Source organism: Terrabacter sp. Ter38, assembly GCF_024519435.1.
Taxonomy (GTDB): Bacteria; Actinomycetota; Actinomycetes; order Actinomycetales; family Dermatophilaceae; genus Terrabacter.
This window is the reverse complement of the sequence record NZ_JALJRZ010000008.1, coordinates 170,587-195,874: the sequence shown is the minus strand read 5'-3', so window position 1 is coordinate 195,874 and position 25,288 is coordinate 170,587. Positions and strand designations below refer to the sequence as shown.

Here is a 25,288-nt window from a genome sequence, read left to right as displayed (position 1 = left end):
AACGCCCTGCACCCAGGCACGACCCAACCGCCCCGGAGGTGGCCCAGTGAGCAAAGAGGCTCCAGAGCGCGTGGTCGACGATCCCAACGTCGCCATGCAGAACTCGCCCGAGTTCGCCCAGCTGCGCAGCAAGTTCCGCAGGTTCGTCTTCCCGCTGACCGCGCTGTTCCTCGCGTGGTACTTCCTCTACGTCCTGCTGTCCGTCTTCGCGAAGGACTTCATGGGGACGCGGGTCCTCGGCAACATCACGTGGGGCCTGATCCTCGGCCTCCTCCAGTTCGTCTCGACCTTCACGATCACGATGGTCTACGCCCGCTGGGCCGACCGCGTCTTCGACCCCGAGGCCGAAGCCCTCGCGCAGAAGATGGGGGTCAAGCAGTGAGCGCCCTCCTCGGCTCGGCCCCGTCCCTCGTCCCTGCGGCGACCACGGTCGGCAACCCGGCGATCAACATCGGCATCTTCGCCCTCTTCGTCGTCGTCACCCTCGCCATCGTCATCCGGGCGTCGCGCAACAACCGCAGCGCCGCGGAGTACTACGCGGGTGGACGTGCCTTCACCGGCCGGCAGAACGGCATCGCGATCGCCGGTGACTACCTGTCGGCGGCCTCGTTCCTCGGCATCGCGGGCGCCATCGCCATCAACGGCTACGACGGGTTCCTCTACTCCATCGGCTTCCTCGTGGCCTGGCTCGTCGCCCTGCTGCTCGTGGCCGAGCTGCTCCGCAACGTCGGCAAGTACACGATGGCCGACGTGCTCAGCTTCCGGCTGCGCCAGCGACCGGTCCGTATCGCCGCGGCCATCTCGACGCTCGTCGTGTCGTTCTTCTACCTGCTGGCCCAGATGGCCGGCGCCGGCGGACTCGTCGCCCTCCTGCTCGGCATCGAGGGCGCTGTCGGTCAGCGGCTCGTCATCGTCGTCGTCGGCATCCTCATGATCTTCTACGTCATCTTCGGCGGCATGAAGGGCACGACGTGGGTGCAGATCATCAAGGCCGTGCTGCTCATCATCGGCGCGGCGATCATGACCGTCTGGGTCCTCGCCAAGTTCGGCCTCAGCCTCTCGAACCTGCTCGGCGAGGCCACGGCCGCCTCGCAGGAGGCGGGCGGGAAGGACCTGCTCCAGCCGGGACTGCAGTACAAGAACCCCGTCGACTTCATCTCCCTGTCGATGGCTCTCGTCCTCGGCACGGCCGGCCTGCCGCACGTGCTCATGCGCTTCTACACGGTGCCGACCTCGCGTGAGGCCCGTCGGTCCGTCGTGTGGGCCATCTGGCTCATCGGCATCTTCTACATCTTCACCCTCATCCTCGGCTTCGGGGCGGCGGAGCTCGTAGGGGCGGCGGCCATCAAGGCGGCACCGGGTGGCGTCAACTCGGCGGCCCCGCTGCTCGCCTTCGAGCTCGGCGGCGAGATCCTGCTCGGGATCATCTCGGCGGTCGCCTTCGCGACGATCCTCGCGGTCGTCGCCGGCCTGACCATCACGGCGAGCGCGTCCCTGTCGCACGACATCTACAACACGGTCGTCAAGAAGGGCACCGCCACCCCCGAGGAGGAGGTCAAGGTCGCGCGCATCGCAGCGCTCGTCCTCGGCGCCATCGCCATCATCGGCGGCATCTTCGCCCTCGGTCAGAACATCGCCTTCCTCGTGGCGCTGGCCTTCGCCATCGCCGCGAGCGCGAACCTGCCGACGATCCTCTACTCGCTCTTCTGGAAGCGGTTCAACACCAGGGGCGCGCTGTGGAGCATCTACGGCGGCCTCATCAGCGCCATCACGCTGATCATCTTCAGCCCCGTGGTCTCCGGCAAGCCGATCGACCCGTTGACCAAGAAGAGCCCGTCGATGCTCCAGGGGGTCGACTTCCACTGGTTCCCGCTCGACAACCCGGGCATCATCTCGATTCCGCTCGGCTTCGTCCTCGGCTACATCGGCACCGTCACGAGCCGCGAGTACAACGCGGCGAAGTACGCCGAGATGGAGGTGCGCTCGCTCACCGGTCACGGCGCCGAGACGGCGACCCAGCACTGAGTCGATGCGTCCCCCTGCCGGGTCGACGGGGGGACGGGGAGTGGCCGCGTACACCAGGGGTGTGCGCGGCCACTCGCGCGTCCGAGGTCGATCCGGTGGACGGGCAACCTTCCGGACGGGGGGCGACTGCGACACCGCCCGGGCGGACGCCGACCGGTGGGGGGCGTCCCGGGACCGTCGGCCGCTCCCGCGCCGGCCGGTCGCTACCTCTCGGGCGGACCGTGACGAAGCGGTCGGGTGGTCGTCCTCAGATGACGACGAGATCGTCGCGGTGGATGACCTCCCGCTCGTACTCCGGGCCGAGCTCGCGGGCGAGCTCCCTCGTCGACCGTCCCAGCAAGGACGGGAGCTCGGACGAGCTGTAGTTGACGAGGCCGCGGGCGATCGTGGTGCCGTCGGGAGAGCACACGTCGACGGGGTCTCCGTCGTGGAACGTGCCCTCGACGGCCGTGATCCCGGCGGGGAGCAGCGACTTCTTGCGCTGGACCAGCGCCGTGACGGCGCCGTCGTCGATGATGAGCCGCCCCCGCGCGGTCGTCGCGTGCTCGAGCCAGAGCCGTCTGGACCGTCCGCGCACCCCGACCGGCAGGAACACCGTGCCGACGTCCTCGCCGTCGAGCACCTGGGTGACCCGGTCCGCGGCCGTCACCGTGGTGACGACGCCGGCCGCGGTCGCGATCCGGGCCGCCTCGATCTTCGTCGTCATGCCACCCGTGCCCACCTTCGAGCCGCTGCCGCCGATCTCGACGCCGACGAGGTCCTGCGGTCCTCGGACGACCGGGATGCGCTGGGCCCCGGGGCGGCTCGGGGGTCCGTCGTAGAGGGCGTCGACGTCGGAGAGGAGCACGAGCGCGTCGGCGTCGATGAGATGGGCGACGAGGGCGGCGAGCCGGTCGTTGTCGCCGAAGCGGATCTCGCTCGTGGCGACGGTGTCGTTCTCGTTGACGATCGGCAGCACGCCGAGGTCGAGCAGCCGCTCGAGGGTGCGTCGGGCGTTCGCGTAGTGCGTGCGTCGCGTGACGTCGTCGGCGGTGAGCAACACCTGCCCGACGGTGATGTCGTGTCCGGCGAACGCCTGCGTGTAGCCGGCGAGCAGGGCGCCCTGGCCGACCGAGGCTGCTGCCTGCTGGGTCGCGAGGTCACGGGGTCGGGCGTTGAGGCGGAGCGGGTGGATGCCGGCGGCGATGGCACCGGAGCTGACGAGGACGATCTGCGTGCCGTCGAGGTGCTTGTGCGCCAAGGCATTCGCCAGGGCCACGAGTCGGCCGTGGTCGATGCCGCCGTCCACCCCGGTCAGCGAGCTGGAGCCGACCTTGACGACGAGCCGTCGGGCGGTGCTGATGACGGAGTGGGGCGACACACCTCGAACTCTAGTGACGGGCCGCGGGGCCACGCAGGGCCGTCCGTCGCGGCCTCTGGTCCAGCCCCCGGAAACCCGCGGTCGCCCGGGTGCGTGACGACCTACGCTGGAGGCATGTCCCAGACGATCGACCCCGCCGTCGTCGAGCACGTGACGGCCCTGGCAGAGCGCGCCCGCACCGCCTCACGTCGGCTCGCCCTCATGTCCCGTGCCGAGAAGGACGCGGCCCTGCTGCTGCTCGCGGACGCCGTCGACGCCGCTGCTCCAACGGTCATCGAGGCCAACGCGGAGGACATCGAGCGCGGTCGAGCCACGGGGATGAGCGAGAGCCTCCAGGACCGGCTACGTCTCGACGGGGCCCGCGTGGCCGCCGTCGCCCAGGCCCTGCGCGACGTCGCGGCCCTGCCCGACCCGGTCGGCGAGATCGTCCGCGGGTCGACCCTCGCCAACGGTCTGCAGATCCGCCAGGTGCGCGTGCCCATGGGCGTCATCGGGATGATCTACGAGGCGCGGCCCAACGTCACCGTCGACGCGGCCGGCCTCGCCCTCAAGTCCGGCAACGCTGTCCTCCTGCGCGGGGGGTCGGCCGCGGCGAGCAGCAACCACGCCCTCGTCGAGGCGATGCGCGGATCGCTGGCCCAGCAGGGCCTCCCGGTCGACGCCGTGACCCTCCTCGAGGAGGGGGGCCGCGACGCGGCTCGGGCCCTCATGACGGCCCGCGGCCACGTCGACCTCGTCATCCCGCGCGGGGGGGCCGACCTCATCGAGACGGTGGTCCGCGAGTCGACCGTCCCCGTCATCGAGACCGGCGTCGGTGTGTGCCACGTCTACGTCGACCGGGCCGCCGACCTCGACCAGGCCCGGGCCATCACGCTCAACGCCAAGACCCACCGGCCCAGCGTCTGCAACGCCGCCGAGTCGCTCCTCGTCCACCGTGACGTCGCCGCCGACTTCCTGCCCAAGGCGCTCACCGACCTCGCCGGTGCCGGCGTGCGACTGCACGTGGCACCCGAGGTCACGCCGTACGCCGAAGCGGCCGGGGCGGCATACGCCCTCGCGAGCGAAGCCGACTTCGGGACCGAGTGGCACGGCCTGGAGATGAGCGTGGCCGTCGTCGACGACCTCGACGAGGCGATGGACCGGATCCGTCGGTTCGGGACCGGGCACACCGAGGCGATCGTCACGGAGGACCGGGCGGCAGCCCGGCGCTTCACCGCGGAGGTCGACGCGGCGGCGGTCATGGTCAACGCCAGCACCCGCTTCACCGACGGCGGGGAGTTCGGTTTCGGCGCCGAGATCGGCATCTCGACGCAGAAGCTGCACGCCCGCGGGCCGATGGCCCTGCCCGAGCTGACGACGACGAAGTGGATCGTCGAGGGCGACGGCCACACGCGCTGACGGGTGCCGGCGCAGCACCCCCTCCCCGGGTGGCATGATGTCGCACCATGGAAGGCACCGAGGTCCGCAAGCTCGCTGAGCTGGAGGACGACCACTGGTGGTACCGCGAGCGGCGTCACCTCCTGGCCAAGGCCATCTCGGGGCTGGCGCCCGGACGCGCCCTCGACATCGGCGCCGCGGGCGGGGGCAACACCCGGGTCCTGCGCGAGCACGGCTGGGACGCCGTCGCGCTCGAGTACGGCTCGGACGGCGCGGAGGTGGCGCACGGTCGCGGGCTCCCGACGCTCCGCGGCGACGCGACCCGCCTGCCCGTCGCGGACGACTCGCTCGACCTCGTCATGGCCTTCGACCTGCTCGAGCACCTCGACGACGACGACGCCGCGGTGGCCGAGGTGCACCGTGTGCTCAAGCCGACCGGCACCTACCTGGTGGCCGTTCCGGCCGACCCGAGGCTGTGGTCTCAGCACGACGAGGCCGTCGACCACGTGCGCCGCTACACGCGCGAGGGCCTGCTCGACCTGCTCCAGCGCGGCGGCTTCGAGGTCACCGACGTGCGGTCGTGGAACGTGCTGCTGCGCCCCGTCGTGGCGATGCGCCGACGGACGAGCTCTGGCTCGGACCTCGAGAACCTCCACCCGGTCGTCAATCTCGGGCTGCGCACGATCATCACCGCCGAGCGCTACCTGCCCGTCGGCGGCCTGCCCGGCGTCAGCCTGCTCGTGCGGGCTCAGCCGCGCAGCTGAGTGCGCTCCGGCTGAGTGCGCTCCGGCTGAGTGCGCTCCGGCTGAGTGCGCTCCGGCTGGGGCGCAGCCTGGGGCGTGGCTTCGACCGTCGGGTGGAGCAGCGTCACGGTGTCGGGCTCCGACTCGTCCGTCGTCGTGAGGATGTGCTCCTCGCTGGGCTGAGCCGGCAGCGGAGTGTCCGTCGGACCGTGCTCGCCGGTGTCGGCCGTCATCGAGTCGTAGGCGATGAAGTAGGTCGGGCGGCCCTGCATGTGGCCGTACATCCGGCCGATGTACTCGCCGAGGATGCCGACGCAGACGAGCTGGACGGCCCCGACGCCCGCGACGATGGCGACGGTCGAGGTCCAGCCGGCGACGGTGTGGCCCTGCGACCGGGAGATCAGCGTGTAGAGGACGAGCAGCACGGCGAGGACGGCACCACCGAAGCCGGCGAACGTCGCGAGCCGCAGCGGCGCCGTCGAGAAGCCGGTCAGCGAGTCGAGCGAGAGCTTGATCATCTTGAGCAGCGGGTACTTCGAGTCCCCGGCCGCACGCTCCTCGCGCTTGTACTCGACCGTGTCGGACGGGAAGTTGAGGGCCGGCACGATGAAGCGCAGGACGCGGTTGTGCTCGGGGAGGCTGTTGATCGCGTCGACGGTGGCGCGCGACATGAGGCGGTAGTCGCCGGCGTCGGCGTGGGCCGAGGTCTGCGACATGAGACCGATGAGCTTGTAGAACGCCTGGGCCGAGGCCCGCTTGAACCACGTGTCGGTCGTGCGGTCGTTGCGCACGCCGTAGACGACGTCGACGCCGTCGTCCTTCGCGGCCGCGAGCATCTGCGGGATGATCTCGGGCGGGTCCTGCAGGTCGGCGTCGATCGTGACGACGTAGTCGCCGAGGGCGCTGACGAGACCGGCGGAGATCGCGGCCTGGTGCCCGGCGTTGGCGCGCAGGCGCACGACGCGCAGCTGGGACCACTCGCGGTGGTAGCGCTGGAGCAGCGCGGCCGTCAGGTCCGCGCTGCCGTCGTCGACGGCGACGACCTCGTAGGTGGTGCCCATGCCGTCGAGGAGCGGTCGGAGCCGCTCGACGAGGAGGGGGAGCACCTCCTCCTCGTTGTACATCGGGATGACCACGGACAACTCGGGAACCATGGGTTCTAGGGTACGGCCGCGGATGGGCTGTGCCTGTCACCTCGCTGTGGGCGTGCTGTACCTCGCACGTCCCTGCGCGCCCGCCGTGGCGCCGGTAGCGTGCCGGGCGTGAGCTCTGCCGCTGCCGACCGTCCGTCCCGAGGAGGTATGCCGCCGGGTGGCCTCGCGCCCGGCACCCCGGTCGCCGGGCGCTTCACGAAGTGGGGCGGCGGCCGACACTGGGAGTGGGACGGTCGGTACCTCGGGTCCGACGAGCACGGTCACTGGTGGTTCGCGCCGGTCGGCACCCGGTGCGTGCGTCCCGGTGTCGAGTTCGTCGAGTCCAGTGGCTGGGTGTCCCTCGTGCCGCACGAGGGGGCTTTCGTCGTGGGCTTCTACCCGGCCCACCGCGAGATCAGCGTCTACGTCGACATGACCACCGAGCCGGTCTGGCGGCGCCGCGAGGCCGCCGACGGCGGACCGGAGTGGGAGGTGACGATGGTGGACCTCGACCTCGACGTCGTGCTGACCCGCGACGGTCACCTCTATGTGGACGACGAGGACGAGTTCGCGCAGCACCAGGTCGAGCTCGACTACCCGGAGGAGGTCGTCGCCCTCGCCGAACGGTGGCGCGACCGTGTCCACGCGGCCGTCGCGGCCGGCGACGAGCCGTTCACGACCGTGGGCCAGGCGTGGCTGCGGCACGCGGACCCGGGGGAGGGCAGAGGTGGTGGCTGAGCGCGCCGGACGGCAAACGGCCCCGGTGGGCACGCGCTGCGTCGGTCGGGGCGTGCGGGCGCTAGGCTGGGCGCATGTCTGATCGTGTCCTCGCACTCGTCACCGAGGGGGAGGAAGCCGCCCGCGAGCTTCCGATGCCGGTGATCGCCTACTTCTTCATCACCTTCGCGCTGTTCCTCGTGGCGCTCGCCGTCACGTGGAGCTTCCGCAACACCGCCTACAAGGTGCAGTCCCCGCGCCGGGGTGAGGGCACGCACGGCAGCACGAGCGGATCCGACGGGGCCCACCACTGACCATGCGCCTCGGCGTCATGGGCGGGACGTTCGACCCGATCCACCACGGCCACCTCGTGGCCGCCAGTGAGGTCCAGTCGCGCTTCGACCTCGACGAGGTCGTCTTCGTCCCCACGGGTCAGCCGTGGCAGAAGGCGGACCGTCACGTCTCGCCGGCCGAGGACCGCTACCTCATGACCGTCATCGCGACGGCCTCCAACCCGCGCTTCACCGTCAGCAGGGTCGACATCGACCGGCCCGGGCCGACGTTCACGATCGACACCCTGCGCGACATCAGGGCCGAGCGGCCCGACGACGAGCTGTTCTTCATCACCGGCGCCGACGCCCTGGCCGAGATCCTGTCGTGGAAGGACGCCGAGCACCTCTTCGAGCTGGCCCACTTCATCGGCGTCACCCGTCCCGGCCACGAGCTGTCCGACAAGGGGCTGCCCGAGGACCGGGTCACGCTGCAGGAGGTGCCGGCCATGGCGATCAGCTCCACCGACTGCCGGGCGCGCGTCGCCGACGGCGCCCCGGTCTGGTACCTCGTGCCCGACGGGGTCGTCCAGTACATCAACAAGTACCGCTTGTATGCCGCCGACCTGGCGAGCGCAGGCACCGTGCCGACACACCTGTCGCCGGCACCACCCCGAGGAGATTCGTGACCGCAGCAGACCACTCGATCCAGCTCGCGAAGGTGGCCGCGCTGGCCTCCGAGGAGAAGCTCGCCGAGAAGGTGATGGCCATCGACGTGAGCGAGCAGATGCCGCTCACCGACGTGTTCGTCATCGCCTCCGCACCGTCCGAGCGGCAGGTCGGCGCCATCGTCGACGAGGTCGAGGACCGGTTGCGTGAGCTGGGCAGCAAGCCGATCCGCCGTGAGGGCGAGCGTGAGGGCCGCTGGGTCCTCATCGACTTCGGCGACATCATCGTCCACGTCCAGCACGAGGAGGAGCGCGAGTACTACGCGCTCGAGCGCCTCTGGAAGGACTGCCCCGAGATCGACCTCAGCGCCGTCCAGGCGCCGGCCCGTCCGGGCGCCGTCGACGAGGTCGACGAGGCGTGACCGCAGCCGGGTCCGTGTCGCCCGTCGGACCGCGCCGGATCGTCATCGTCCGGCACGCCGAGACGGTCGACAACGCGGCCCGCGTCTGGCAGGGCCACAAGGACACCGAGCTGTCCGACCACGGCCACGAGCAGGTGGAGGCCGCGGCGCCGCACCTCGCCGCCTACGCACCGGCCCTCATCGTCTCGAGCGACCTCCGGCGTGCTGCCTCGACGGCCGATGCCATCGCGGGCCTCACGGGCCTGGAGGTGCGGCTCGACGCCCGCTTGCGCGAGGTGCACGTCGGTGAGTGGCAGGGGCTGCACGCTGACGAGGTGCGTGAGCGCTACCCGGACGTCATCGCCGCCCTCGACCGTGGCGAGGACACCCCGCGCGGGGTCACGGGGGAGACCCGGGCGCAGGTGGCCGATCGCGCCGGTGCGGCGGTGCGCGACGTCGCCCGGGAGCTGCTCCCCGGCGAGACCGCCGTCGTCGTGGCGCACGGCGTCTCCGCACGCGTCGCGGCGAGCGCCCTCGTGGGGCTCGACCAGGACGTGTCGGACGCGGTGTTCCGCGGGCTCGACAACTGCCACTGGATCGAGCTCGTCGAGGCCGGCAAGAGCTTCTCCGAGGCGACCCGGTGGCGCATCAGCGGCTGGAACCTCGGGCCCTGGAACGTCTGACCCGAAAGGCCGCCCCCGATTTTGGCTCTCGGCCGGAGACCCGCTATGGTTACGCAGTCGCTTCGAGGAGGTGACACCCGCACGGGGCTGTGGCGCAGCTGGTAGCGCACCTGCATGGCATGCAGGGGGTCAGGGGTTCGAGTCCCCTCAGCTCCACCGAACGAAGAAGGCCGGACACGTCGTGTCCGGCCTTCTTCCGTCCCGGGTGCGAGGTCAGGTTCGTGGGCGGGTCGTGACGACGAAGACCGAGTCCGTGCGCCAGTCGGCCACCGCCGCTGATGGCGTGCGCGGCCCCAGGCGCCGCGTCCGGGTGCCGCCGAGCACGCGCTCGAGGTTGGTGCGCAGAGCCGCTGGCTCGCCGGCGCTCCTCGTCGTCCCCGTGGCCGGCACGGCGCTGACGTCGAGCTCCTCCTGCTCGAGCGACCTCGGGTCGAACTCGAGCGTGCTCGTCACGACCATGAGCTGGTCGCGCAGCGACACGGTGCCCGCCTCCCACAGCGCGTCGTCGACCTGGCCGACGAGGTCGACGCTCGTCGCCTCGCCGGGGCCGAGCGCCACCGATCCGGCCGGGAACGCGTCGGTGAAGATGCCGTAGGTCTCGGTGAGGTCGAGGAGCGCTGCCCAGAGGGGGGTGGACGTGGTGTTCGCGAGACGGACGGTGAAGCGGGGGGCGTCCGTGCCGGCATACGCGATCGGCAGGGTGCCGCCCGCACCGGCCGGCCCGGCGCCCGCGTCCACCTCGACGCGGACGGCCCCGTCGGGCAGGCGGGTGGCGGGGTTGGTGAGCGCGGAGAGGCGCAGCCAGCGGGCCACGCGCTCGAGGGCGAGGATGGTGCGCTCCTCGCGAGCCTCGCCCGCGACGACCGGCACGAGGGGGCGCGTGACGCCGGGACGGGTGATGACGAAGCCCTCGCGGGTGGCTTCGACGAGGAGGTCCGCGGTGCCGTCACCGTCCTCCGCTCCCTCGACGAGGTCGACGAGCGTCTCGTCCGCGGCGTCGGCCGCGGCCCGGAGCGCCGTCGTCCCGGCGGCGTCGCCGACGACCCCGACGCGCAGCGGCGCCAGTGGGATCGACGTGACGACGGCGCGGTAGACGTAGGCCTCGTCGAGCTCGGGCGTCAGGTGGACGAGACTGCGGTCGGGCAGGACCCTCGTGACGAGCGCGGTGGCGAGAGGCGAGCCGGACGTCTCCCCGGTCAGGGGATAGACGGCCAGCTCGGTCGTGTCGTCACCGACGGGCTCCGGCACGCCGTGGACGGCGCCCGAGTCGATGGACCAGCCGTCAGGCAGCCGGCTCAGGGTGAGCGCCCTCGGGGTGGCCGGGATCGTGCCGCCGAGGAACGGCCGGTCGAGCTCGGTCGCATCCGCGGTCTCGACCTGCGGGTGCTGGTCGGTGACGCGGTTCGTCACGTCGGCGGTCACCATCCGCAGGACGTCGCGGTAGGAGGGGCGTCCGTCGCTGCCGAGCAGGGCGGCCTCGAGCGCCGCCGACAGGGCGCCGCGCTGGCGGCCGAGCACGGTGACCTCCTTCGCCTTCTCGGACGACCGGCAGGCCGCGAGCAGGACGTGACGGCCGGCCGGTGTCCAGCGCGCAGCACCCCGGGCGGGTGCACCAGCCGTCGCGTCGCCGAGCCCCACGAACGTCGACGCGGGTCGGGGTCGCGGGTCAGGGGGCGCGAGGCGCACCACCTCGTCGGCGTCCCGGGTGCCGTCACCCGAGTGGCAGCAGTCGAGCACGACGAGCGTGTGGCAGCCCGTCGCCGAGATCGAGTCGAGCAGCGCCGCGAGCTCCTTGTCGGCGAGGTCCCAGCTGCCGGGAGAGCGGCTGTCGACGCACACGAGGGTCTCGTTGCGGTGGTCGGGCTCGATGGACCAGAGCTCCTCGGGGGTCGTCTGCTGCGAACCGTGCCCGCTGTAGTAGAAGAGCGCGACGTCCTGGGCGCCCGCGCGGCCGAGGTGCTCGCTGAGCCGGCTGGTCACGGCCGCCCGCGTGGCCTGGCCGTCGGTGAGCACGACGAGGTCGAGCGCGTCCTCGCCGACACGGTCGCGCAGGACGTCGGCGAATCCGGTGACGTCGTTGACGCAGCCCGACAGGGGCGGGATCGGGGTCGGGTAGGCGTCGATCCCGACGAGGAGGGCGAGGAGGCGTCCGGCCATCTGAGGCGGCCGTCTCAGGAGGCCGCGTCGGCGAGGGTGATCGTCTGCCAGCCGTGCGGGAAACCCTGCGTGTCGGCGGTGCGAGCGGCATTCGTGCTCTTCATGGTGCGCAGCCTCCAGGTAGCCGGGGCGCTCGTCGCGTCGCTGAGGTTGACGTTCATCGAGAAGACGGAGCCGCGGACCGGAGCCTTCCTGAGCTGGAGGGCCGACCACGGCACCCGGGCCTCGAGGTCGTAGCCGGTCAGCGTGTCGGAGCGCCCGACGGTGATCTCGGGGTGGCGCGTGCCAGTGGTGAAGGTGCCGCGCCCGGCCGGGTTGATCGAGGCGACGCCGGACGTCGGGGCGTCACGGGACAGCCCCACCATGACGTGCACGTCGCGCCCGCGCCGGGTCGTCGCCGCGGGGTCGAGGCTCCGGGCGTCCGGTCCGAACTCGAAGGAGAAGCCGTCGCCGTTGAACCAGGCACCGGGGGTGGCGACGTTGACGCTGCGGACGTCCGGGTCGACGACGTGCACGCGCAGGTAGAGCGCGCCGCTGTCCCAGACGACCTGCCAGTCACCGCCGAACTCGGGCTGGGGCGTGCCCACCTGCGCGATGACGTGGGGGATCGAGGCCGTGGGCACGCCGTCCCAGTCGGCGAAGTCACCGTCGATGGCCGGTGTCGTCGTGGCGCACCCGGCGACGAACGTCGTCGCCGGGGCGCTCGCGGCCGCGGGGGCAGGCCCACAGGCGCTCGTGACGTCGGCCGTGGACCCCTTGAACCACTTCGGGACCTGGGTCGCGCCGAGCCAGAAGAGCCCGAAGAGGACGACGAGCCCGACGAGAGTGCGGACGAAGCCGTGGCCCCTACGGCGCGGGTGCGGGTCCGGCGGTGGGGGAGCGTCCTCGCCCCGGCGGTCCGGGGGTGGGTCCGGCTGCGGCTCGGGGCGGCCCACCGGTCGCGTGTCCGGCGCGGTGTCCGGCTGCGGGATCGGCTGGGTGAGCGTCATGGGGTCGCGGCGTGGCCGCGGCGTCGGGCCGTCGTCGGCGGGCGCTGTCTCCGGTCGGACCCGCTCGAGCAGCTGGGTGACGTCCTCGTAGTCAGGATGTTCGGCGGCGATCTGCTCGAGCAGCGGGAGCGCTGTCGCCGGAGCGCGGGCCAGCAACGCGCCCTTCGCGGCGTCGTAGAGGGACTCGAGCCGGCTCTCGGGCTGCTCGTTCGCGGCGGTGGCGCTCGTCGTGAACGAGAAGGGCTGGTCGGCGCCCGACCGCAGCAGCACGGCGGTGCCCCACTCCGAGGCCTCGTCGGAGACGGCCATCGCCTTGCGCACCTCGCAGATCGCGGCGTCGATGCCCAGTCCGCGGGTCAGGAAGTAGTAGAACTCGTGGCTGAAGACGAGGGCGGCGCGGTCGGAGATCTCGGTCTGCATCGCGACGACCGCCGGCAGACCCTGGCGCACGAGGGCCTGGCCGACGCCGGAGAACGCGTCCCGTCCCGACGTCCGTGCACCCTCGCACGCGTTGAGGACGGCCAGCTGCATGGTCCGGGCATCGTGGAGCAGCGTCCCGAGCCGCGCTCCGGACACCCGGTGCGCCGTGCCGTCCTCGCGCTCGAGGACGAGGACGCCCTCCTGGGCCTGCTGGTCGAAGCCGCCGTGGCCGATGAAGTGGAAGACGTGGTAGTCGTCGAGCAGGGCGCGCTGGAGGCCGGTCAGGGTCGCGTCCTCGAGGACCGTCACGCTGAGGCGGCCGCTCTTGACGAGGTCGCCGGTCGTCGCCGTGAGCAGCTCTCGCTCGCGGTCCACGGCGAGCTCGGGCATGTCGCTCGGGCTCGAGATCATGACGAGGACGCGCAGGGGCGCGTCGACGTGGACCACCGGTGGGCGCTCGAGCGAGTCGAGCAGACGGACGATCGGCGTCTCCTGCGAGAGCGTGAGGAAGCGACCGAGCCTCGAGTCGTAGAGGTACTCCCACGGCACCGGGTCGAGGTCCGGCACGGCGTCGAGCCGCAGCCGCAGCCGCAGGTCCCGGCCCTGGCCGGTGGCGGTCGTCAGGCTCTCCCGGAAGGCCCGCCCGACATCGCCCGACAGCAGCGCGTCGCCGAGACGGCGGCCGTACTCCTTGACGTCGACGACGCGTGCCTCGGCCGGCACGAGGCGTCTCGAGGACACCCGCGGGGGACCCACCGCGATCATGAACTGGGCGAGGTCCGTGGCGGCGAACGGCAGGGTGAACGGTGCCGACGCCTCGCCCGCGGGCGAGGCGAGCACGTGAGCGGCATACCCCTGGCCCTCACGGGTGACGGCGACGTCGAAGTCGAGATAGTCACGGCTCATGGCGATCCTCTGTTCGCAGGAGCGCGCCTGCACTCGACAGTACGCCGGGCGGCTGCTCCTGATACGTCGTTTAGACCCCGACGCGCCCCTTCGGTAGAATCACCCTTGAGCGCGCGAGCCGCGCTCGCGGACGAGGGAGCCGTACCCGCACAGCGACAAGACGGCCGGATCGGAACGCCCGTGCACTGGCTCGTCCTCATCCTGTCCGGCGCGCTGGAGGCCGTCTGGGCCACCGCGCTCGCCGCGTCCGGCGGCTTCAGCCGTCCGCGGCCGACCGTCCTCTTCGCCGTCTCCCTCCTGCTCAGCATGGTCGGCCTCGCGTGGGCCATGACCGCCCTGCCCACCGGCACGGCGTATGCCGTGTGGGTCGGGATCGGCGCCGTCGGCACCGTCCTGCTCGCGGTCGCCCGCGGGGAGGAGCGCCTCGGTGGCGCCCGGGCCGTCCTCCTGGTCGTGCTCGTCGCGTGCGTCGCCGGCCTCAAGGCGGTGGCGTGATGCCGTGGGTCGTCCTGCTCCTCAGCGCCGTCCTCGAGGCGGTGTGGGCCTCGGCGCTCGCCGCGTCCGAGGGACTCTCGCGCCCCATCCCGGCGGTCGTCTTCCTCGTGGCGGGCGCGTTCAGCATGGTCGGGCTCGCGCACGCCGTGCGCACGATCCCCATCGGGACGGCGTATGCCGTGTGGACGGGTCTCGGGGCCGCACTCACCGTGACGTGGGCGATGACGACGGGCGGTGAGGCGTTCTCCGCCGTCAAGGTCGTCCTGCTCGCCGGGATCGTCGCTGCCGTCGTCGGACTCAAGCTCGTCGGGCACGAGCCGGCCGCGTCCCCGAGCTCGGACGACGCTCCCGCGGGTTGAGACGCATCGCGCCGTTCACCCTGATGTGCGGTGTTTCGGGGGAGGGTGTCACCCCTGGCGGGTGATGATGGGCGCGTCGCCTTTGGCAGCGGGCCGGGGCACGACACGAAGGAGCTCTCACGTGCGCAGGACCACGACCAGGACGATCGCTCTCGTCACGTCGCTGGCCATCTCGGGGGCCACTGGGGCGGCGGTCGCCACGGCGGCTCCCGTTGCCCGGGCCCAGAGCCGGAGCGTCTCGGTGTCCGTCGCTGCCGACGGCCAGACCTACGACTACGTCTCGGGTACGACGACCGACCCGAGGGCGTCCGCGCTGCTCGCCGCGGCACGGGCGCACCTGCCCGCCGACTGGCGGGCCCGCGAGGCGAGCGCCCTCGAGAGGTTCGGCGTCGAGCCGTCCGCGGCCCGGGACGCCCTGGGGCGCGCCATCGACCCGACGCAGTACCAGTGCGCGCCGACCCGGCTCGACGCGTACGTCGACGGGGTCGTCGCCCGCATCGACCCCTCGAGCCTGTTCGTGCTGTCGGTCCTCGGCGGCCTCGACTTCCCGACCTACGACGCCCTGCTCTTCGGGTCGACGGGCGACCCGGCGTACGCCCTGACCAAGGGCTCGCGCAACGAGCTGACGAGCGCGTTCCGGGCGGCCCAGAAGTTCTGGGACACCGACGGCACGGACATCGAGCTCATGGCGATGCACGGCGACGTCATGCGTGACCCCGACCGGCTCGCCCGTCTGGTCGGCGTGCTCTACGGCGTCTCCGAGACTGACGCGGCCGAGCTCGCAGCGATCGTCGTCGACGTCGTGACGTCCGACCCCGGCCTCGACGGCGGCGCCAGCCCGATCTTCACCCTCAACGCCTTCGCGTTCAGCGGGGTGGGCGACCCCGACCCGGTCATCTCATCGCTGCCGGACAAGCTCATCCTCGGCGACGGGATGCTCGACGCGCTCGGCGCCATCGGTGTCGGCGACGTCGGGCCGCGCGCCGTCCTCGGCCACGAGTACGGCCACCACGTGCAGTACGACAAGAACCTCGTCGCCTCGCCGCTCACCGGCGCGGAGGCGACCCGTCGCACCGAGCTCATGGCCGATGCCTTCGGGACGTATTTCGTCACGCACAAGCGGGGCCTGGCCCTCAACACCAAGCGCGTCCTCGAGGCCGAGCAGTCCTTCTACCAGGTGGGTGACTGCGCCTTCACGAGCACGGGCCACCACGGCACGCCCGACCAGCGGCTGAGGGCCTCGTCGTGGGGCGCGTCGGTCGCGGCCGATGCGCAGAAGCAGGGCCAGGTCCTGCCGTCGCTCACCCTCGACTCCCGGTTCGAGGCAGTCCTGCCGCAGTTCGTCGCGCCCGACGCCTGAGCCGGGGCGACGGGTGGCCGGGGTGGTCGGCGTCCGGGCGACGCGGACCACCCCGAATCCCGGCGAGCCGGGTCGCCCCGGGCGCTAGGGTCGCGCCCATGGGTACCTGGTGGCTCGAGGCCGTCGGCTGGATCGGGTCGGCGATCCTCGTCTGGTCGCTGCTGCAGACGCAGCTGCGCCGGCTCAGGATCATCAACCTCGTCGGCTGCGTCGTCCTCATCGCCTACAACGCGGTCAACCACGTCTGGCCGATGGTCGGACTCAACGTCGTGCTCGCCGGCATCAACGTCTACTACCTGGCGCGCATGTCACGTGAGAAGCACGACGCCGCCGTCTACGAGGTGCTCGAGGTCGCCGGCGACGACACCTACCTGCGGCACGTGCTGCGGGTGCACGAGGGTGACATCCGGCGCTACAACCCGGCGTTCGTGCACGACCCGTTTGCGGGGGACCCCTCCTACCTCGTGCTCCGCGGGGACGAGGCGGTCGGGGTCGTCCTCATGCGTGACGCCGGCCAGCACACGGCGCAGCTGCTGCTCGACTGGGTGACGCCGCGCCACCGCGACGTCACGCCGGGAGAGTTCGTCTTCGGTCCTGAGGGCCCGTTCCGACGGCGCGGGTTCCGACGGGTGGTGACACCCCCGGACATGGTGGAGCCGTACTACGAGAGCCTCGGCTTCCATCGCGACGGCGACGCCTACGTGCTCTGACGTACGTCCTCGGGCGCGGCCTGGCTCGGCTCGGTCGGCTCGGTCGGCTTGGTCGGCTTGGTCGGCTCGGTCGGCTCGGTCGGCTCGGTCGGTTCGGTCGGCTCGGTGACGGTGGTGACCCTGGTGGGGTGGGTGGGTTCGGCGCGACCGGCGAGCGCGATGCAGCCGCCGAGCGTGGCGACGAAGGCCAGCGCGGCCGCGGGACCATGCCCGGGCGCGACCCGGTCGCCGAGGACGAGCACCCCGAGGAGGGCGGGCACGACCGTCTCGGTGGCGAAGGTGAGGGCCGCGACGGTCGTCACCCGGCCGCGAGCCAGGGCCAGACCGTAGGCGACGGTCGCCAGCACGCCGTGGGCGACGAGGGCCCAGGCGACACCGTCGGTGGCGAGGCCCCACACGGGTGACGGCACCTCGAGCAGACGGGCCGCCACGCCGACGCCCCCGAAGCCGAGGCCCGCTCCGACGCTGAGCACGACGGCCCCACGCCGTCGGTCGTGGTCGACGGTCCCGACGACGAGCAGCAGGGCGACGACGGCGGCCGCAGCGAGGAGCCACCAGGTCGCCCCGGGCCCGGGGTTCACGGCCGGTCCGGCCGATGCGGTCAGGGCGAGGCCGGTGAGCCCGGCGACGACGACGAGCAGCGCGACGACCTCGGCCCGCCCCAGCCGGACGCCGAGCACGACGACCGAGAGCACCGCCGTGACGGCGACCGACGATGCGACCGCGGACTCGACGAGGAAGAGCGGCAGCGTGCGCAAGGCGGCCACGGACGCGAGGAAGCCGACCCCGTCGAGGGCGAGGCCCACGGCATACGGCCAACCGGTCCGGACCCGGTCGCGCAGGGAGGTGCCGGGGGGCAACGCGGAGACACGGCGTACGCCCACGGCCTGGAGCACGGTGGCCGCGCCGTACGCGAGCGCTGCGAGGAGCGCACCGAGCAGTCCGAGCGTCACGCGGTCATCGTGGCAACCGCGGCTGGGAGGTGGCTGCGGGTCAGAGGACCCGCTGGCACTTGCTCATGAAGCGGTCCGGGTCGACGACGGCACGGTGGAACTCGCCCTTGGCGATCTCCTCGCCGTCGGAGTCCTTGACGGTGACGTGGCAGACGAGGCGCCGTCCGTCGTTGATCGGCTCGGCGCAGAGCACGGTGATCGCGGAGCCGACCGCGCTGCCCCTCACGTGCTCGAGCCTGACCATGGTGCCGACGGTCGTGTGGTCGGCGTCGATGTTCTGCTTGCAGACCTGGAACGCGGCGTTCTCGCACCACGTGATCAGACGCGGGGTGGCGAGGACGTCGAGGTCACCGCTGCCGACCTGGGCGGACGTGTCGTCGGCGGTCACCGTGTGCTGGAACTTGCGCATGGGCATTGGACGAGTCTGGCAGAGAACTGGACGTACGCCGATTCGTCTCGACAGGTGGTGGACGTCCGCAGCGTGTCTGCGCGGCGAACCTGAGCCGCGGCTGGGAATGTGGGCACGTGACCACCCATCTGTGGGTTACCAGCGTGGCGCTCGGGGTGACGGCGCTCATCAACTGGGGCTCCGTCCTGCGCGGCGACCACCTCGTCGAGCGCATCACCAAACCGCTCGTCGTGCTGCTCCTCATGGGTCTGGCGTGGTCGCTCTACTGGGAAGGGCGGGTGCCCGGCTCGCCGCCGCTGGTGACCGTCATCGTGGCGCTCGCCTTCTGCCTCGTCGGCGACGTCGCGCTGCTGCACGCGACGGAGACCCGCTTCCTCGTCGGCCTGGGAGCCTTCCTCGTGGGCCACCTGGCCTACGTCTGGGCGATCCTGGAGACGGTGCGTGCCGAGGGCTTCCCGTGGCCGCTCCTCGTGGCCGTGCCCTTCCTGGCGGTACTCCACGCGAAGGCCGGGCGGGACATCGTGCGCCACTCCGGGCCGCAGAGGGGGCCGGTGTTCGTCTACCAGCTCGTCCTCTTCGTGCTCGTGCTCGTGGCGGCAGGCACGGGTGACTGGCTGCTGCTCCTGGGGTGTCTCGTCTTCGTCGTCTCGGACACCGTGCTCGGGCACGACCGCTTCGTCCACGAGCGCCGCTGGGCGCCGCTCACGGTCATCGTGACCTACCACGTCGCCCAGACCCTCATCGTCGTAGCCCTCTACCGCTGAGACCGCCCTGACTCGTGTGGGGTGGCACGCTCACGCGAGCAGGGAGGAGTTGGGGAGTGGGGCTGCGCTAACCTTGGGCGCATGGCTGGCCTGCTGCTCCTTCCGCAGCCGCGTTGACGAAGGTCGGGACTCCCGACATCAACGCGGCTTCCCCTCCTGTGCGAGGGGTTTTCTTTTGCCCAGACCGAGCAGCGACGAAAGAGAAGACATGAGCGAGCAGACATCCGAGAACCCGTTCCGGTACACCGCGGCGATGGCGCAGCAGATCGAGACCTCCTGGCAGGACCGGTGGGAGGAGGAGGGCACGTTCAACGCCCCCAACCCCGCCGGCCCCTGGGCCGAGCCGGAGAAGGTCGCGGCGCGCGGTGAGAAGCTCGTCGTCCTCGACATGTTCCCCTACCCCTCGGGTGTCGGCCTGCACGTCGGCCACCCGCTCGGCTACATCGCGACCGACGTCTACAGCCGCTTCCACCGGATGCTCGGCAAGAACGTCCTGCACGCCCTCGGCTACGACGCGTTCGGCCTGCCCGCCGAGCAGTACGCCGTCCAGACCGGGCAGCACCCTCGGAAGACCACCGAGGAGAACATGACGAACATGAAACGCCAGCTGCGCCGACTCGGGCTGGGCTTCGACAACCGCCGCACCTTCGCGACGATCGACGACGACTACTACCGCTGGACGCAGTGGATCTTTCTGCAGATCTGGGACGCGTGGTACGACGCCGACGCCGTGCGCGAGGACGGTGGCCGCGGCAAGGCTCGCCCCATCAGCGAGCTGGTCGAGGAGTTCGAGTCCGGCCGTCGCGCGGTCGTCGACGCCGACGGTCGCGGCTGGGCCGACCTGTCCGCGACCGAGCGCGCCAAGGTCCTCGAGGGCCACCGCCTCGCCTACACCGACGAGGCCCCGGTCAACTGGTGCCCGGGCCTCGGCACGGTGCTCTCCAACGAGGAGGTCACGAACGAGGGGCGCTCCGAGCGCGGCAACTACCCCGTGTTCCGCCGCAACCTCACACAGTGGAAGATGCGCATCACCGCGTACGCCGACCGTCTGGCCGACGACCTCGACGGCGTCGACTGGCCCGAGAAGGTCAAGCTCATGCAGCGCAACTGGATCGGTCGGTCCAAGGGCGCCCGCGTCACCTTCCCCGTCGTCACCGGCACGGGCGAGGCGGACGGCATCGACGTCTTCACGACGCGCCCCGACACGATCTTCGGCGCGACCTTCATGGTCATCGCGCCGGAGCACCCGCTCGTCGACGCGCTCGTGCCGGCCGGCGGCTGGCCAGAGGGCACCAACGACGCCTGGACCGGCGCGGACGCCGACGCGAGCGCGAGCCCGAAGGAGGCCGTGACGGCATACCAGCTCGCCGCGTCTCGCAAGGGTGACGTCGAACGCCAGACCGAGGGCAAGGACAAGACCGGTGTCTTCACCGGGTCGTGGGCTACGAATCCCTTGACGGGAGAGCGCATCCCGATCTTCGTCGCCGACTACGTCCTGATGGGCTACGGCACCGGGGCCATCATGGCCGTGCCCGGGCAGGACACCCGCGACTGGGAGTTCGCCGAGAAGTTCGACATCCCGATCATCCGCACCGTCCAGCCCACCGAGGGCCACCCCGACGACGAGCCGTTCCTCGGCGACGGCGTGGCGATCAACTCCGCCAACGACCGCATCTCGCTGGACGGGCTGCACGTCGCCGAGGCCAAGGCGCGCATCATCGCGTTCCTCGAGGACGAGGGCATCGGCCAGGGCACCATCAGCTACCGGATCCGCGACTGGCTCTTCAGCCGCCAGCGCTACTGGGGCGAGCCCTTCCCGATCATGTTCGACGAGGACGGCGTCGCGTATGCCGTCCCCGACGACGAGCTGCCGCTGACCCTCCCGGACGTGCCGGACTACAGCCCCAAGACGTTCGACCCCGACGACTCGCAGAGCAGCCCCGAGCCGCCGCTGTCGCGCGTGCCCGAGTGGGTCGAGGTCGAGCAGGACCTCGGCGACGGCCGCGGCCTGCGGACGTTCCGCCGCGAGACGAACACCATGCCCAACTGGGCCGGCTCGTGCTGGTACTACCTGCGCTACCTCGACCCGGCCAACCACGACACGTTCGTCGACCCGGCCAACGAGGCGTACTGGATGGGCCGCCACGACACCCCGGTGGAGGGCGCCCCGGCCGGCACCCGCGACCCCGGCGGCGTCGACCTCTACGTCGGCGGCGTCGAGCACGCCGTGCTGCACCTGCTCTACGCCCGCTTCTGGCACAAGGTGCTCTTCGACCTCGGCCACGTGCACAGCGAGGAGCCCTTCCGGAAGTACTTCTCGCAGGGGTACATCCAGGCGTACGCCTACACCGACAGCCGCGGGCAGTACGTCACCGCGTCCGAGGTCGAGGAGCACCCGGGCAGCCACGGCGCCGAGCCGACGTTCACGTGGCAGGGGCAGCAGGTCTTTCGCGAGTACGGCAAGATCGGCAAGTCGCTGAAGAACTCCGTCAGCCCCGACGAGATGTACGACGCGTACGGCGCCGACACCTTCCGCGTCTACGAGATGTCGATGGGCCCGCTCGAGCTGAGCAAGCCGTGGGAGATCCGCGCCGTCGTCGGCAGCCAGCGCTTCCTGCAGCGCCTGTGGCGCAACGTCATCGACGAGTCGACGGGCGAGGTGCGGGTCGTCGACGCGCCGCTCGACCAAGCCCTGACGACGCAGCTGCACCAGGCGATCGCCGGGGTCCGCGAGGACTTCGAGGGACTGCGCTTCAACACGGCCATCGCCAAGCTCATCGAGCTCAACAACGCGGTGACGAAGCTCGACGCCCCGCCGCGCGAGGTCGTCGAGGCGATGGTGCTCATGCTCGCTCCCGTGGCCCCGCACATCGCGGAGGAGATGTGGCAGCGCCTCGGTCACGGCGGTGGGGTGGCGTATGCCGCGTTCCCCGTCAGCGACCCCACGAAGATCGTCGAGGACCAGGTCACCTGCGTCATCCAGATCAAGGGCAAGGTGCGCGACCGCGTCGAGGTGAGCCCCGACATATCCGAGGACGACCTGCGCGAGCTGGCGCTGGGTCGTGACAAGGTGAGGGCGGCGACGGAGGGCGGCATCCGCACCGTCATCGTGCGGGCGCCGAAGCTCGTCAACGTCGTCCCGATGTGACGAGCTGCTGACCGACGACGGAGGGAGCGGGACGTGACCACGAGGATCGTCACCGACTCGACGGCCTACCTGCCCGGTGAGGTCCTCGAGGAGCACGGCATCGAGGTCGTCCCGCTCCACGTCGTCGTCGGGGGTCGCGACCACGTCGAAGGCCGGGACGTCTCGGCCGAGCGGGTCGCGGCGGCCTTGCGCGAGTACACCATCGTCACGACGTCGCGCCCGACGCCGCAGGTGTTCGCCGAGACGTACCAACGGCTCGCGGACGAGGGCGCGACCGCGATCGTGTCGATCCACCTGTCGTCGCAGATGTCGGGCACCGTCGAGGCGGCCCGGCTCGCGGCGGCCGAGGCCCCGGTCCCGGTCGAGGTCGTCGACAGCGAGACCATCGGCATGGCCATGGGATTCGCCGTCGTGGCCGCGGCCGAGGCGGCCGCCGGGGGCGCCGACGTGACGGCCATCCTCGACGCCGTGCGCTCGCGGCTCCAGTCCTCGGGCGTCCTCTTCTACGTCGACACGCTCGAGCACCTCCGGCGTGGCGGCCGGATCGGCGCCGCGTCGGCCCTGCTCGGGTCGGCCCTCGCCATCAAGCCGATCCTCGCCGTGCGTGGTGGCCGCATCGTGCCGGTCGAGAAGGTCCGCACGTCGGCGCGTGCGGTGGCCCGCATCGAGGCGATGGTCGTCGAGCAGGTCGAGCAGGGCGGCCTCGCGGTCGACATCGCCGTGCACCATCTCGACGCACCCGTCCGCGCCGACCAGATCGCGTCACAGCTGCGCACGATGGTCCCGGGCTCGCCCACGGTGCTCGTCGTCGAGCTCGGCGCCGTCGTCGGCGCCCACGTGGGGCCCGGCACCGTGGCGATCGCCGTCAGCCCACGTCCCGGCGACCCGCTGCCGGACCGTCCGTCACCCGGCGAGGTCTCCGGGTCGTGAACGTCGGCACGGTTCTCGCCTGGGCGGGAGGAGTGGTCGCCGCCTTCCTCGTCGGCTCGCTCAACCCGGCGACGATGATCGCCCGCCTCCTCGGCACGGACCTCGCCTCGTCCGGGTCGGGCAACCCGGGCGCGACGAACGCCGGCCGGGTGCTCGGCCGCAAGTGGGGTGTCGTCGTCGGCGTGCTCGACGTCCTCAAGGGTCTCGTCCCGACCTTCGTCGCCGGCCACCTCTTCGGCCCCCACGCGGCCTACGCCGTCGGCATCGCCGCGGTGCTCGGACACATCTGGTCACCCTTCCTCAAGGGACGCGGTGGCAAGGGTGTCGCGACGACGCTCGGAGCGATCCTCGGAGTGCACCCCTGGGTGGCACTCGTCGTCGTCGTGGTCTTCGCCGTCGCCGTCGCCCTCACCCGCTGGGTGGCGGCCGGATCGATCTTCGGCGCCCTCGCGATGCTCGTCGTCGCCGTCCTCATCTGGACGGGCCACGCACCTGGCGACGTGTGGACTGGCTTGTGGCTCATGGCGATCGGGCTGCTCGTCCTGGCTCGACACAAGAACAACGTCATCGGCTGGTGGCGTCAGCGGCACCTGCCCTGAGTGGCTTCGTCCCACTTCGACCGCTGCGTCCCACGAGTCTGACGGCAGTCTGGCGCGGTCGGCAGACGACGCCGACTCCTCGGGTCTGCGTTCGGAGACTCCACTCGGGGGTCACCATGGCGGGGACAGGTGCCTGGTGGGCGCGTCAAGGCTTGGCGGTCAGGGCTGCGAGCGCCGCGCGGGTCGACGTCGCGCGGGGCTCGCCCTGCTCCTCGCGGATCACGAGGCACGCCTCGAAGCACACGACAGCCTCGTCGGTGCGCCCAGCATCGACGAGGAACCGGCCCAGGTGGTGCAACGTGTAGTGCTCGAGGACCCGGTCGCCCGACGAGCGGGCGAGCTCGAGCGCCTCACGGAAGTCCTCCTCGGCGGCGGCGGCCTCGTCGGCGTAGTGCTCGGCCGTCGCGAGCACGAGGAGCGCCCAGCGCAGCGTCTCGCTCCGTCCGGTGTCCCGGGCGACGTGGACCGCCGGGCGAGCCAGCGCGACGGCCTCCTGCTCCCGCCCGGCGATCGTGAGCGCCTCGGCGAGGTCGACGGCGGCATCGAGCACCGCACCGCCCGCGCCGTCGCCGGGCGCTGCCTCCACGGCGGACGCGAGGTCGGTGCGAGCAGCCTCGACGGCGTCCTCGTTCTCCTCCGCCGTCCGGGTGAACCGACCGAAGTGCGGCTCACCGACGACGAACGTGGACCCAGTCATGGGAGCACGCTAGCGAGCGTGGTCAGGCGTCCGCGTGGCCGGGCACACGGCATACGGAGTCCGGCCCGACGCTCAGAAGACGATGGTGCGGCGGCCCGAGAGGAAGACGCGGGACTCGGCGTGGTCGCGGACCGCGCGGGAGAGCACCCGGCGTTCGACGTCGCGGCCGATGGCGACGAGCCGCTCGGGGGACTCGGCGTGCGTGACGCGGACGACGTCCTGCTCGATGATCGGGCCTTCGTCGAGGTCGGCCGTGACGTAGTGGGCCGAGGCGCCGATGAGCTTGACCCCCCGGTCGTGCGCCTGGTGGTAGGGCTTGGCGCCCTTGAAGCCCGGCAGGAAGGAGTGGTGGATGTTGATGGCCCGGCCCTCGAGCGCGCGGCACAGCCCGTCGCTGAGGATCTGCATGTAGCGCGCGAGGACCACGAGGCCGACGTCCTCCGCCTGGACGAGACGGAGGAGCTCGGCCTCGGCGTCGGCCTTGCTGTCCTTCGTGACGGGGATGACCGTGAAGGGCAGGCCGTAGTACTCGACCAGCCCGCGGCAGTCCTCGTGGTTGCCGACGACCCCGACGATGTCGATGGGCAGGTCCCCCGACTTCCAGCGGTAGAGCAGGTCGAGCAGGCAGTGGTCGAACTTGCTGACGAGGATGACGGTGCGGCAGTGCTCGTCCTCGGGCCGTGCTGCGAGGTGGTGGTGCGCGATGGCCGGGCTCTCGCGGATCGCGGCCAGGACCTGCTCGACCTCGTGGGCCTCGGCGTCGAAGACGGTGCGCATGAAGAAGAGGTCGGTGTCCTCGTCGGAGTACTGCTGGTTCTCGACGATGTTGGCCGAGACGGCGAGCAGCGCCGCGGAGACGGCCGCCACGATCCCGGGTCGGTCGTCGCAGGTGAGGGTCATGATGTGCCGAGCCATTGGAGCAGTCTGGACCAGCCGGGCGCGAGGGCGTGAATCGACGCGCGGGCCGTCTCGGGCCGTGGCCGTCCACACCCCTTGGGGCCCGGGTCGGCTTGTCC

Annotated in this window: 25 protein-coding genes, 1 tRNA gene and 1 riboswitch; of the genes, 18 read left to right on the top strand and 8 right to left on the bottom strand. The window is 71.7% G+C overall.

Annotation, left to right across the window (positions count from 1 at the left end):
• Window positions 1-94: 94 nt before the first annotated feature.
• Window positions 95-382, top strand: a complete 288-nt coding sequence (locus tag NR112_RS16775) for a DUF485 domain-containing protein (protein WP_256795475.1) — start codon at window positions 95-97, stop codon at window positions 380-382.
• On the top strand, window positions 379-2,025 hold the full coding sequence (locus tag NR112_RS16770; RefSeq protein WP_256795445.1) for a cation acetate symporter: 1,647 nt from the start codon (window positions 379-381) through the stop codon (window positions 2,023-2,025). Before NR112_RS16775 ends, NR112_RS16770 begins: the two co-directional genes overlap by 4 nt.
• Before the next feature lie 247 nt (window positions 2,026-2,272).
• Here the strand turns inward: NR112_RS16770 and proB are convergent, their stop codons facing one another.
• Window positions 2,273-3,385, bottom strand: coding sequence for a glutamate 5-kinase (proB, locus tag NR112_RS16765; protein ID WP_256795444.1), 1,113 nt, complete (start codon window positions 3,383-3,385; stop codon window positions 2,273-2,275).
• Between the two features lie 114 nt (window positions 3,386-3,499).
• On the opposite strand from proB, the gene NR112_RS16760 reads away from it, so the two are divergent.
• Complete coding sequence (locus NR112_RS16760) at window positions 3,500-4,783, top strand: glutamate-5-semialdehyde dehydrogenase (protein ID WP_256795443.1); 1,284 nt, start codon at window positions 3,500-3,502, stop codon at window positions 4,781-4,783.
• 47 nt (window positions 4,784-4,830) lie between these two features.
• Window positions 4,831-5,526, top strand: a complete 696-nt coding sequence (locus NR112_RS16755; protein WP_256795442.1) for a class I SAM-dependent methyltransferase — start codon at window positions 4,831-4,833, stop codon at window positions 5,524-5,526.
• On the opposite strand, the gene NR112_RS16750 is transcribed toward NR112_RS16755, so the two are convergent.
• Entirely contained in the window at window positions 5,511-6,659 is a 1,149-nt protein-coding gene (locus NR112_RS16750) for a glycosyltransferase family 2 protein (protein ID WP_256795441.1), read from the bottom strand. The genes NR112_RS16755 and NR112_RS16750 overlap by 16 nt on opposite strands.
• A gap of 108 nt (window positions 6,660-6,767) precedes the next feature.
• Between NR112_RS16750 and NR112_RS16745 the strand changes: the two genes are divergently transcribed.
• From NR112_RS16745 to NR112_RS16720, 6 genes are all read left to right on the top strand, one after another.
• Window positions 6,768-7,376 carry a DUF402 domain-containing protein gene (locus NR112_RS16745; protein ID WP_256795440.1) on the top strand — a complete coding sequence of 203 codons (609 nt, stop codon included), beginning with the start codon at window positions 6,768-6,770 and terminating at the stop codon, window positions 7,374-7,376.
• A gap of 74 nt (window positions 7,377-7,450) precedes the next feature.
• A complete protein-coding gene (locus NR112_RS16740; protein ID WP_156023241.1) occupies window positions 7,451-7,669 on the top strand; it encodes a hypothetical protein in 219 nt (72 codons plus the stop codon).
• A gap of 17 nt (window positions 7,670-7,686) precedes the next feature.
• A complete protein-coding gene (gene nadD / locus NR112_RS16735; RefSeq protein WP_374512789.1) occupies window positions 7,687-8,313 on the top strand; it encodes a nicotinate-nucleotide adenylyltransferase in 627 nt (208 codons plus the stop codon).
• A complete protein-coding gene (rsfS, locus tag NR112_RS16730) occupies window positions 8,310-8,714 on the top strand; it encodes a ribosome silencing factor (protein ID WP_256795438.1) in 405 nt (134 codons plus the stop codon). The genes nadD and rsfS overlap by 4 nt, the downstream gene beginning before the upstream one ends.
• A complete protein-coding gene (locus NR112_RS16725) occupies window positions 8,711-9,376 on the top strand; it encodes a histidine phosphatase family protein (protein WP_256795437.1) in 666 nt (221 codons plus the stop codon). Before rsfS ends, NR112_RS16725 begins: the two co-directional genes overlap by 4 nt.
• A gap of 83 nt (window positions 9,377-9,459) precedes the next feature.
• Window positions 9,460-9,532 (top strand) — tRNA-Ala (locus tag NR112_RS16720).
• Between the two features lie 57 nt (window positions 9,533-9,589).
• Here NR112_RS16720 and NR112_RS16715 read toward each other — a convergent pair.
• Together NR112_RS16715 and NR112_RS16710 are read right to left on the bottom strand one after the other, a co-directional pair.
• On the bottom strand, window positions 9,590-11,533 hold the full coding sequence (locus tag NR112_RS16715) for a caspase family protein (RefSeq protein ID WP_256795436.1): 1,944 nt from the start codon (window positions 11,531-11,533) through the stop codon (window positions 9,590-9,592).
• A gap of 14 nt (window positions 11,534-11,547) precedes the next feature.
• Window positions 11,548-13,848: a CHAT domain-containing protein gene (locus NR112_RS16710; RefSeq protein WP_256795435.1), complete on the bottom strand. Its 2,301-nt coding sequence runs from the start codon at window positions 13,846-13,848 to the stop codon at window positions 11,548-11,550.
• A 104-nt stretch (window positions 13,849-13,952) separates the two neighbouring features.
• Window positions 13,953-14,017, top strand: a riboswitch (guanidine-III (ykkC-III) riboswitch).
• An 11-nt stretch (window positions 14,018-14,028) separates the two neighbouring features.
• Here NR112_RS16710 and NR112_RS16705 point away from each other — a divergent pair.
• The 4 genes from NR112_RS16705 to NR112_RS16690 all read left to right on the top strand — a co-directional run bounded on the left by NR112_RS16705 (window position 14,029) and on the right by NR112_RS16690 (window position 16,772).
• Complete coding sequence (locus NR112_RS16705) at window positions 14,029-14,343, top strand: multidrug efflux SMR transporter (protein WP_256795434.1); 315 nt, start codon at window positions 14,029-14,031, stop codon at window positions 14,341-14,343.
• The gene (locus NR112_RS16700) at window positions 14,343-14,702 is read left to right on the top strand and encodes a multidrug efflux SMR transporter (protein WP_256795433.1); all 360 of its coding nucleotides are present in this window, start codon (window positions 14,343-14,345) and stop codon (window positions 14,700-14,702) included. Before NR112_RS16705 ends, NR112_RS16700 begins: the two co-directional genes overlap by 1 nt.
• A 121-nt stretch (window positions 14,703-14,823) precedes the next feature.
• The gene (locus NR112_RS16695; RefSeq protein WP_256795432.1) at window positions 14,824-16,062 is read left to right on the top strand and encodes a neutral zinc metallopeptidase; all 1,239 of its coding nucleotides are present in this window, start codon (window positions 14,824-14,826) and stop codon (window positions 16,060-16,062) included.
• Window positions 16,063-16,160: 98 nt separating this feature from the next.
• Window positions 16,161-16,772 (top strand): hypothetical protein, encoded by a 612-nt coding sequence (locus NR112_RS16690; RefSeq protein WP_256795431.1) that lies wholly within the window; start codon window positions 16,161-16,163, stop codon window positions 16,770-16,772.
• Here the strand turns inward: NR112_RS16690 and NR112_RS16685 are convergent.
• The gene (locus NR112_RS16685; protein ID WP_256795430.1) at window positions 16,760-17,725 is read right to left on the bottom strand and encodes a hypothetical protein; all 966 of its coding nucleotides are present in this window, start codon (window positions 17,723-17,725) and stop codon (window positions 16,760-16,762) included. The two genes, NR112_RS16690 and NR112_RS16685, sit on opposite strands and share 13 nt — an antisense overlap.
• Window positions 17,726-17,765: 40 nt before the next feature.
• A complete protein-coding gene (locus NR112_RS16680) occupies window positions 17,766-18,140 on the bottom strand; it encodes a thioesterase family protein (protein ID WP_256795429.1) in 375 nt (124 codons plus the stop codon).
• A gap of 110 nt (window positions 18,141-18,250) precedes the next feature.
• Between NR112_RS16680 and NR112_RS16675 the strand changes: the two genes are divergently transcribed.
• The 4 genes from NR112_RS16675 to plsY all read left to right on the top strand — a co-directional run bounded on the left by NR112_RS16675 (window position 18,251) and on the right by plsY (window position 23,575).
• Window positions 18,251-18,898, top strand: a complete 648-nt coding sequence (locus NR112_RS16675) for a lysoplasmalogenase (protein ID WP_256795428.1) — start codon at window positions 18,251-18,253, stop codon at window positions 18,896-18,898.
• Window positions 18,899-19,106: 208 nt separating this feature from the next.
• A complete protein-coding gene (gene leuS / locus NR112_RS16670; protein WP_256795427.1) occupies window positions 19,107-22,046 on the top strand; it encodes a leucine--tRNA ligase in 2,940 nt (979 codons plus the stop codon).
• A 33-nt stretch (window positions 22,047-22,079) separates the two neighbouring features.
• Entirely contained in the window at window positions 22,080-22,976 is an 897-nt protein-coding gene (locus NR112_RS16665) for a DegV family protein (RefSeq protein WP_256795426.1), read from the top strand.
• On the top strand, window positions 22,973-23,575 hold the full coding sequence (gene plsY, locus NR112_RS16660; protein WP_256795425.1) for a glycerol-3-phosphate 1-O-acyltransferase PlsY: 603 nt from the start codon (window positions 22,973-22,975) through the stop codon (window positions 23,573-23,575). Before NR112_RS16665 ends, plsY begins: the two co-directional genes overlap by 4 nt.
• 145 nt (window positions 23,576-23,720) lie before the next feature.
• On the opposite strand, the gene NR112_RS16655 is transcribed toward plsY, so the two are convergent.
• Both NR112_RS16655 and purU read right to left on the bottom strand, forming a co-directional pair.
• Window positions 23,721-24,272, bottom strand: a complete 552-nt coding sequence (locus NR112_RS16655) for a tetratricopeptide repeat protein (protein WP_256795424.1) — start codon at window positions 24,270-24,272, stop codon at window positions 23,721-23,723.
• A 72-nt stretch (window positions 24,273-24,344) separates the two neighbouring features.
• The gene (purU, locus tag NR112_RS16650; protein ID WP_256795423.1) at window positions 24,345-25,187 is read right to left on the bottom strand and encodes a formyltetrahydrofolate deformylase; all 843 of its coding nucleotides are present in this window, start codon (window positions 25,185-25,187) and stop codon (window positions 24,345-24,347) included.
• Window positions 25,188-25,288: the final 101 nt, after the last annotated feature.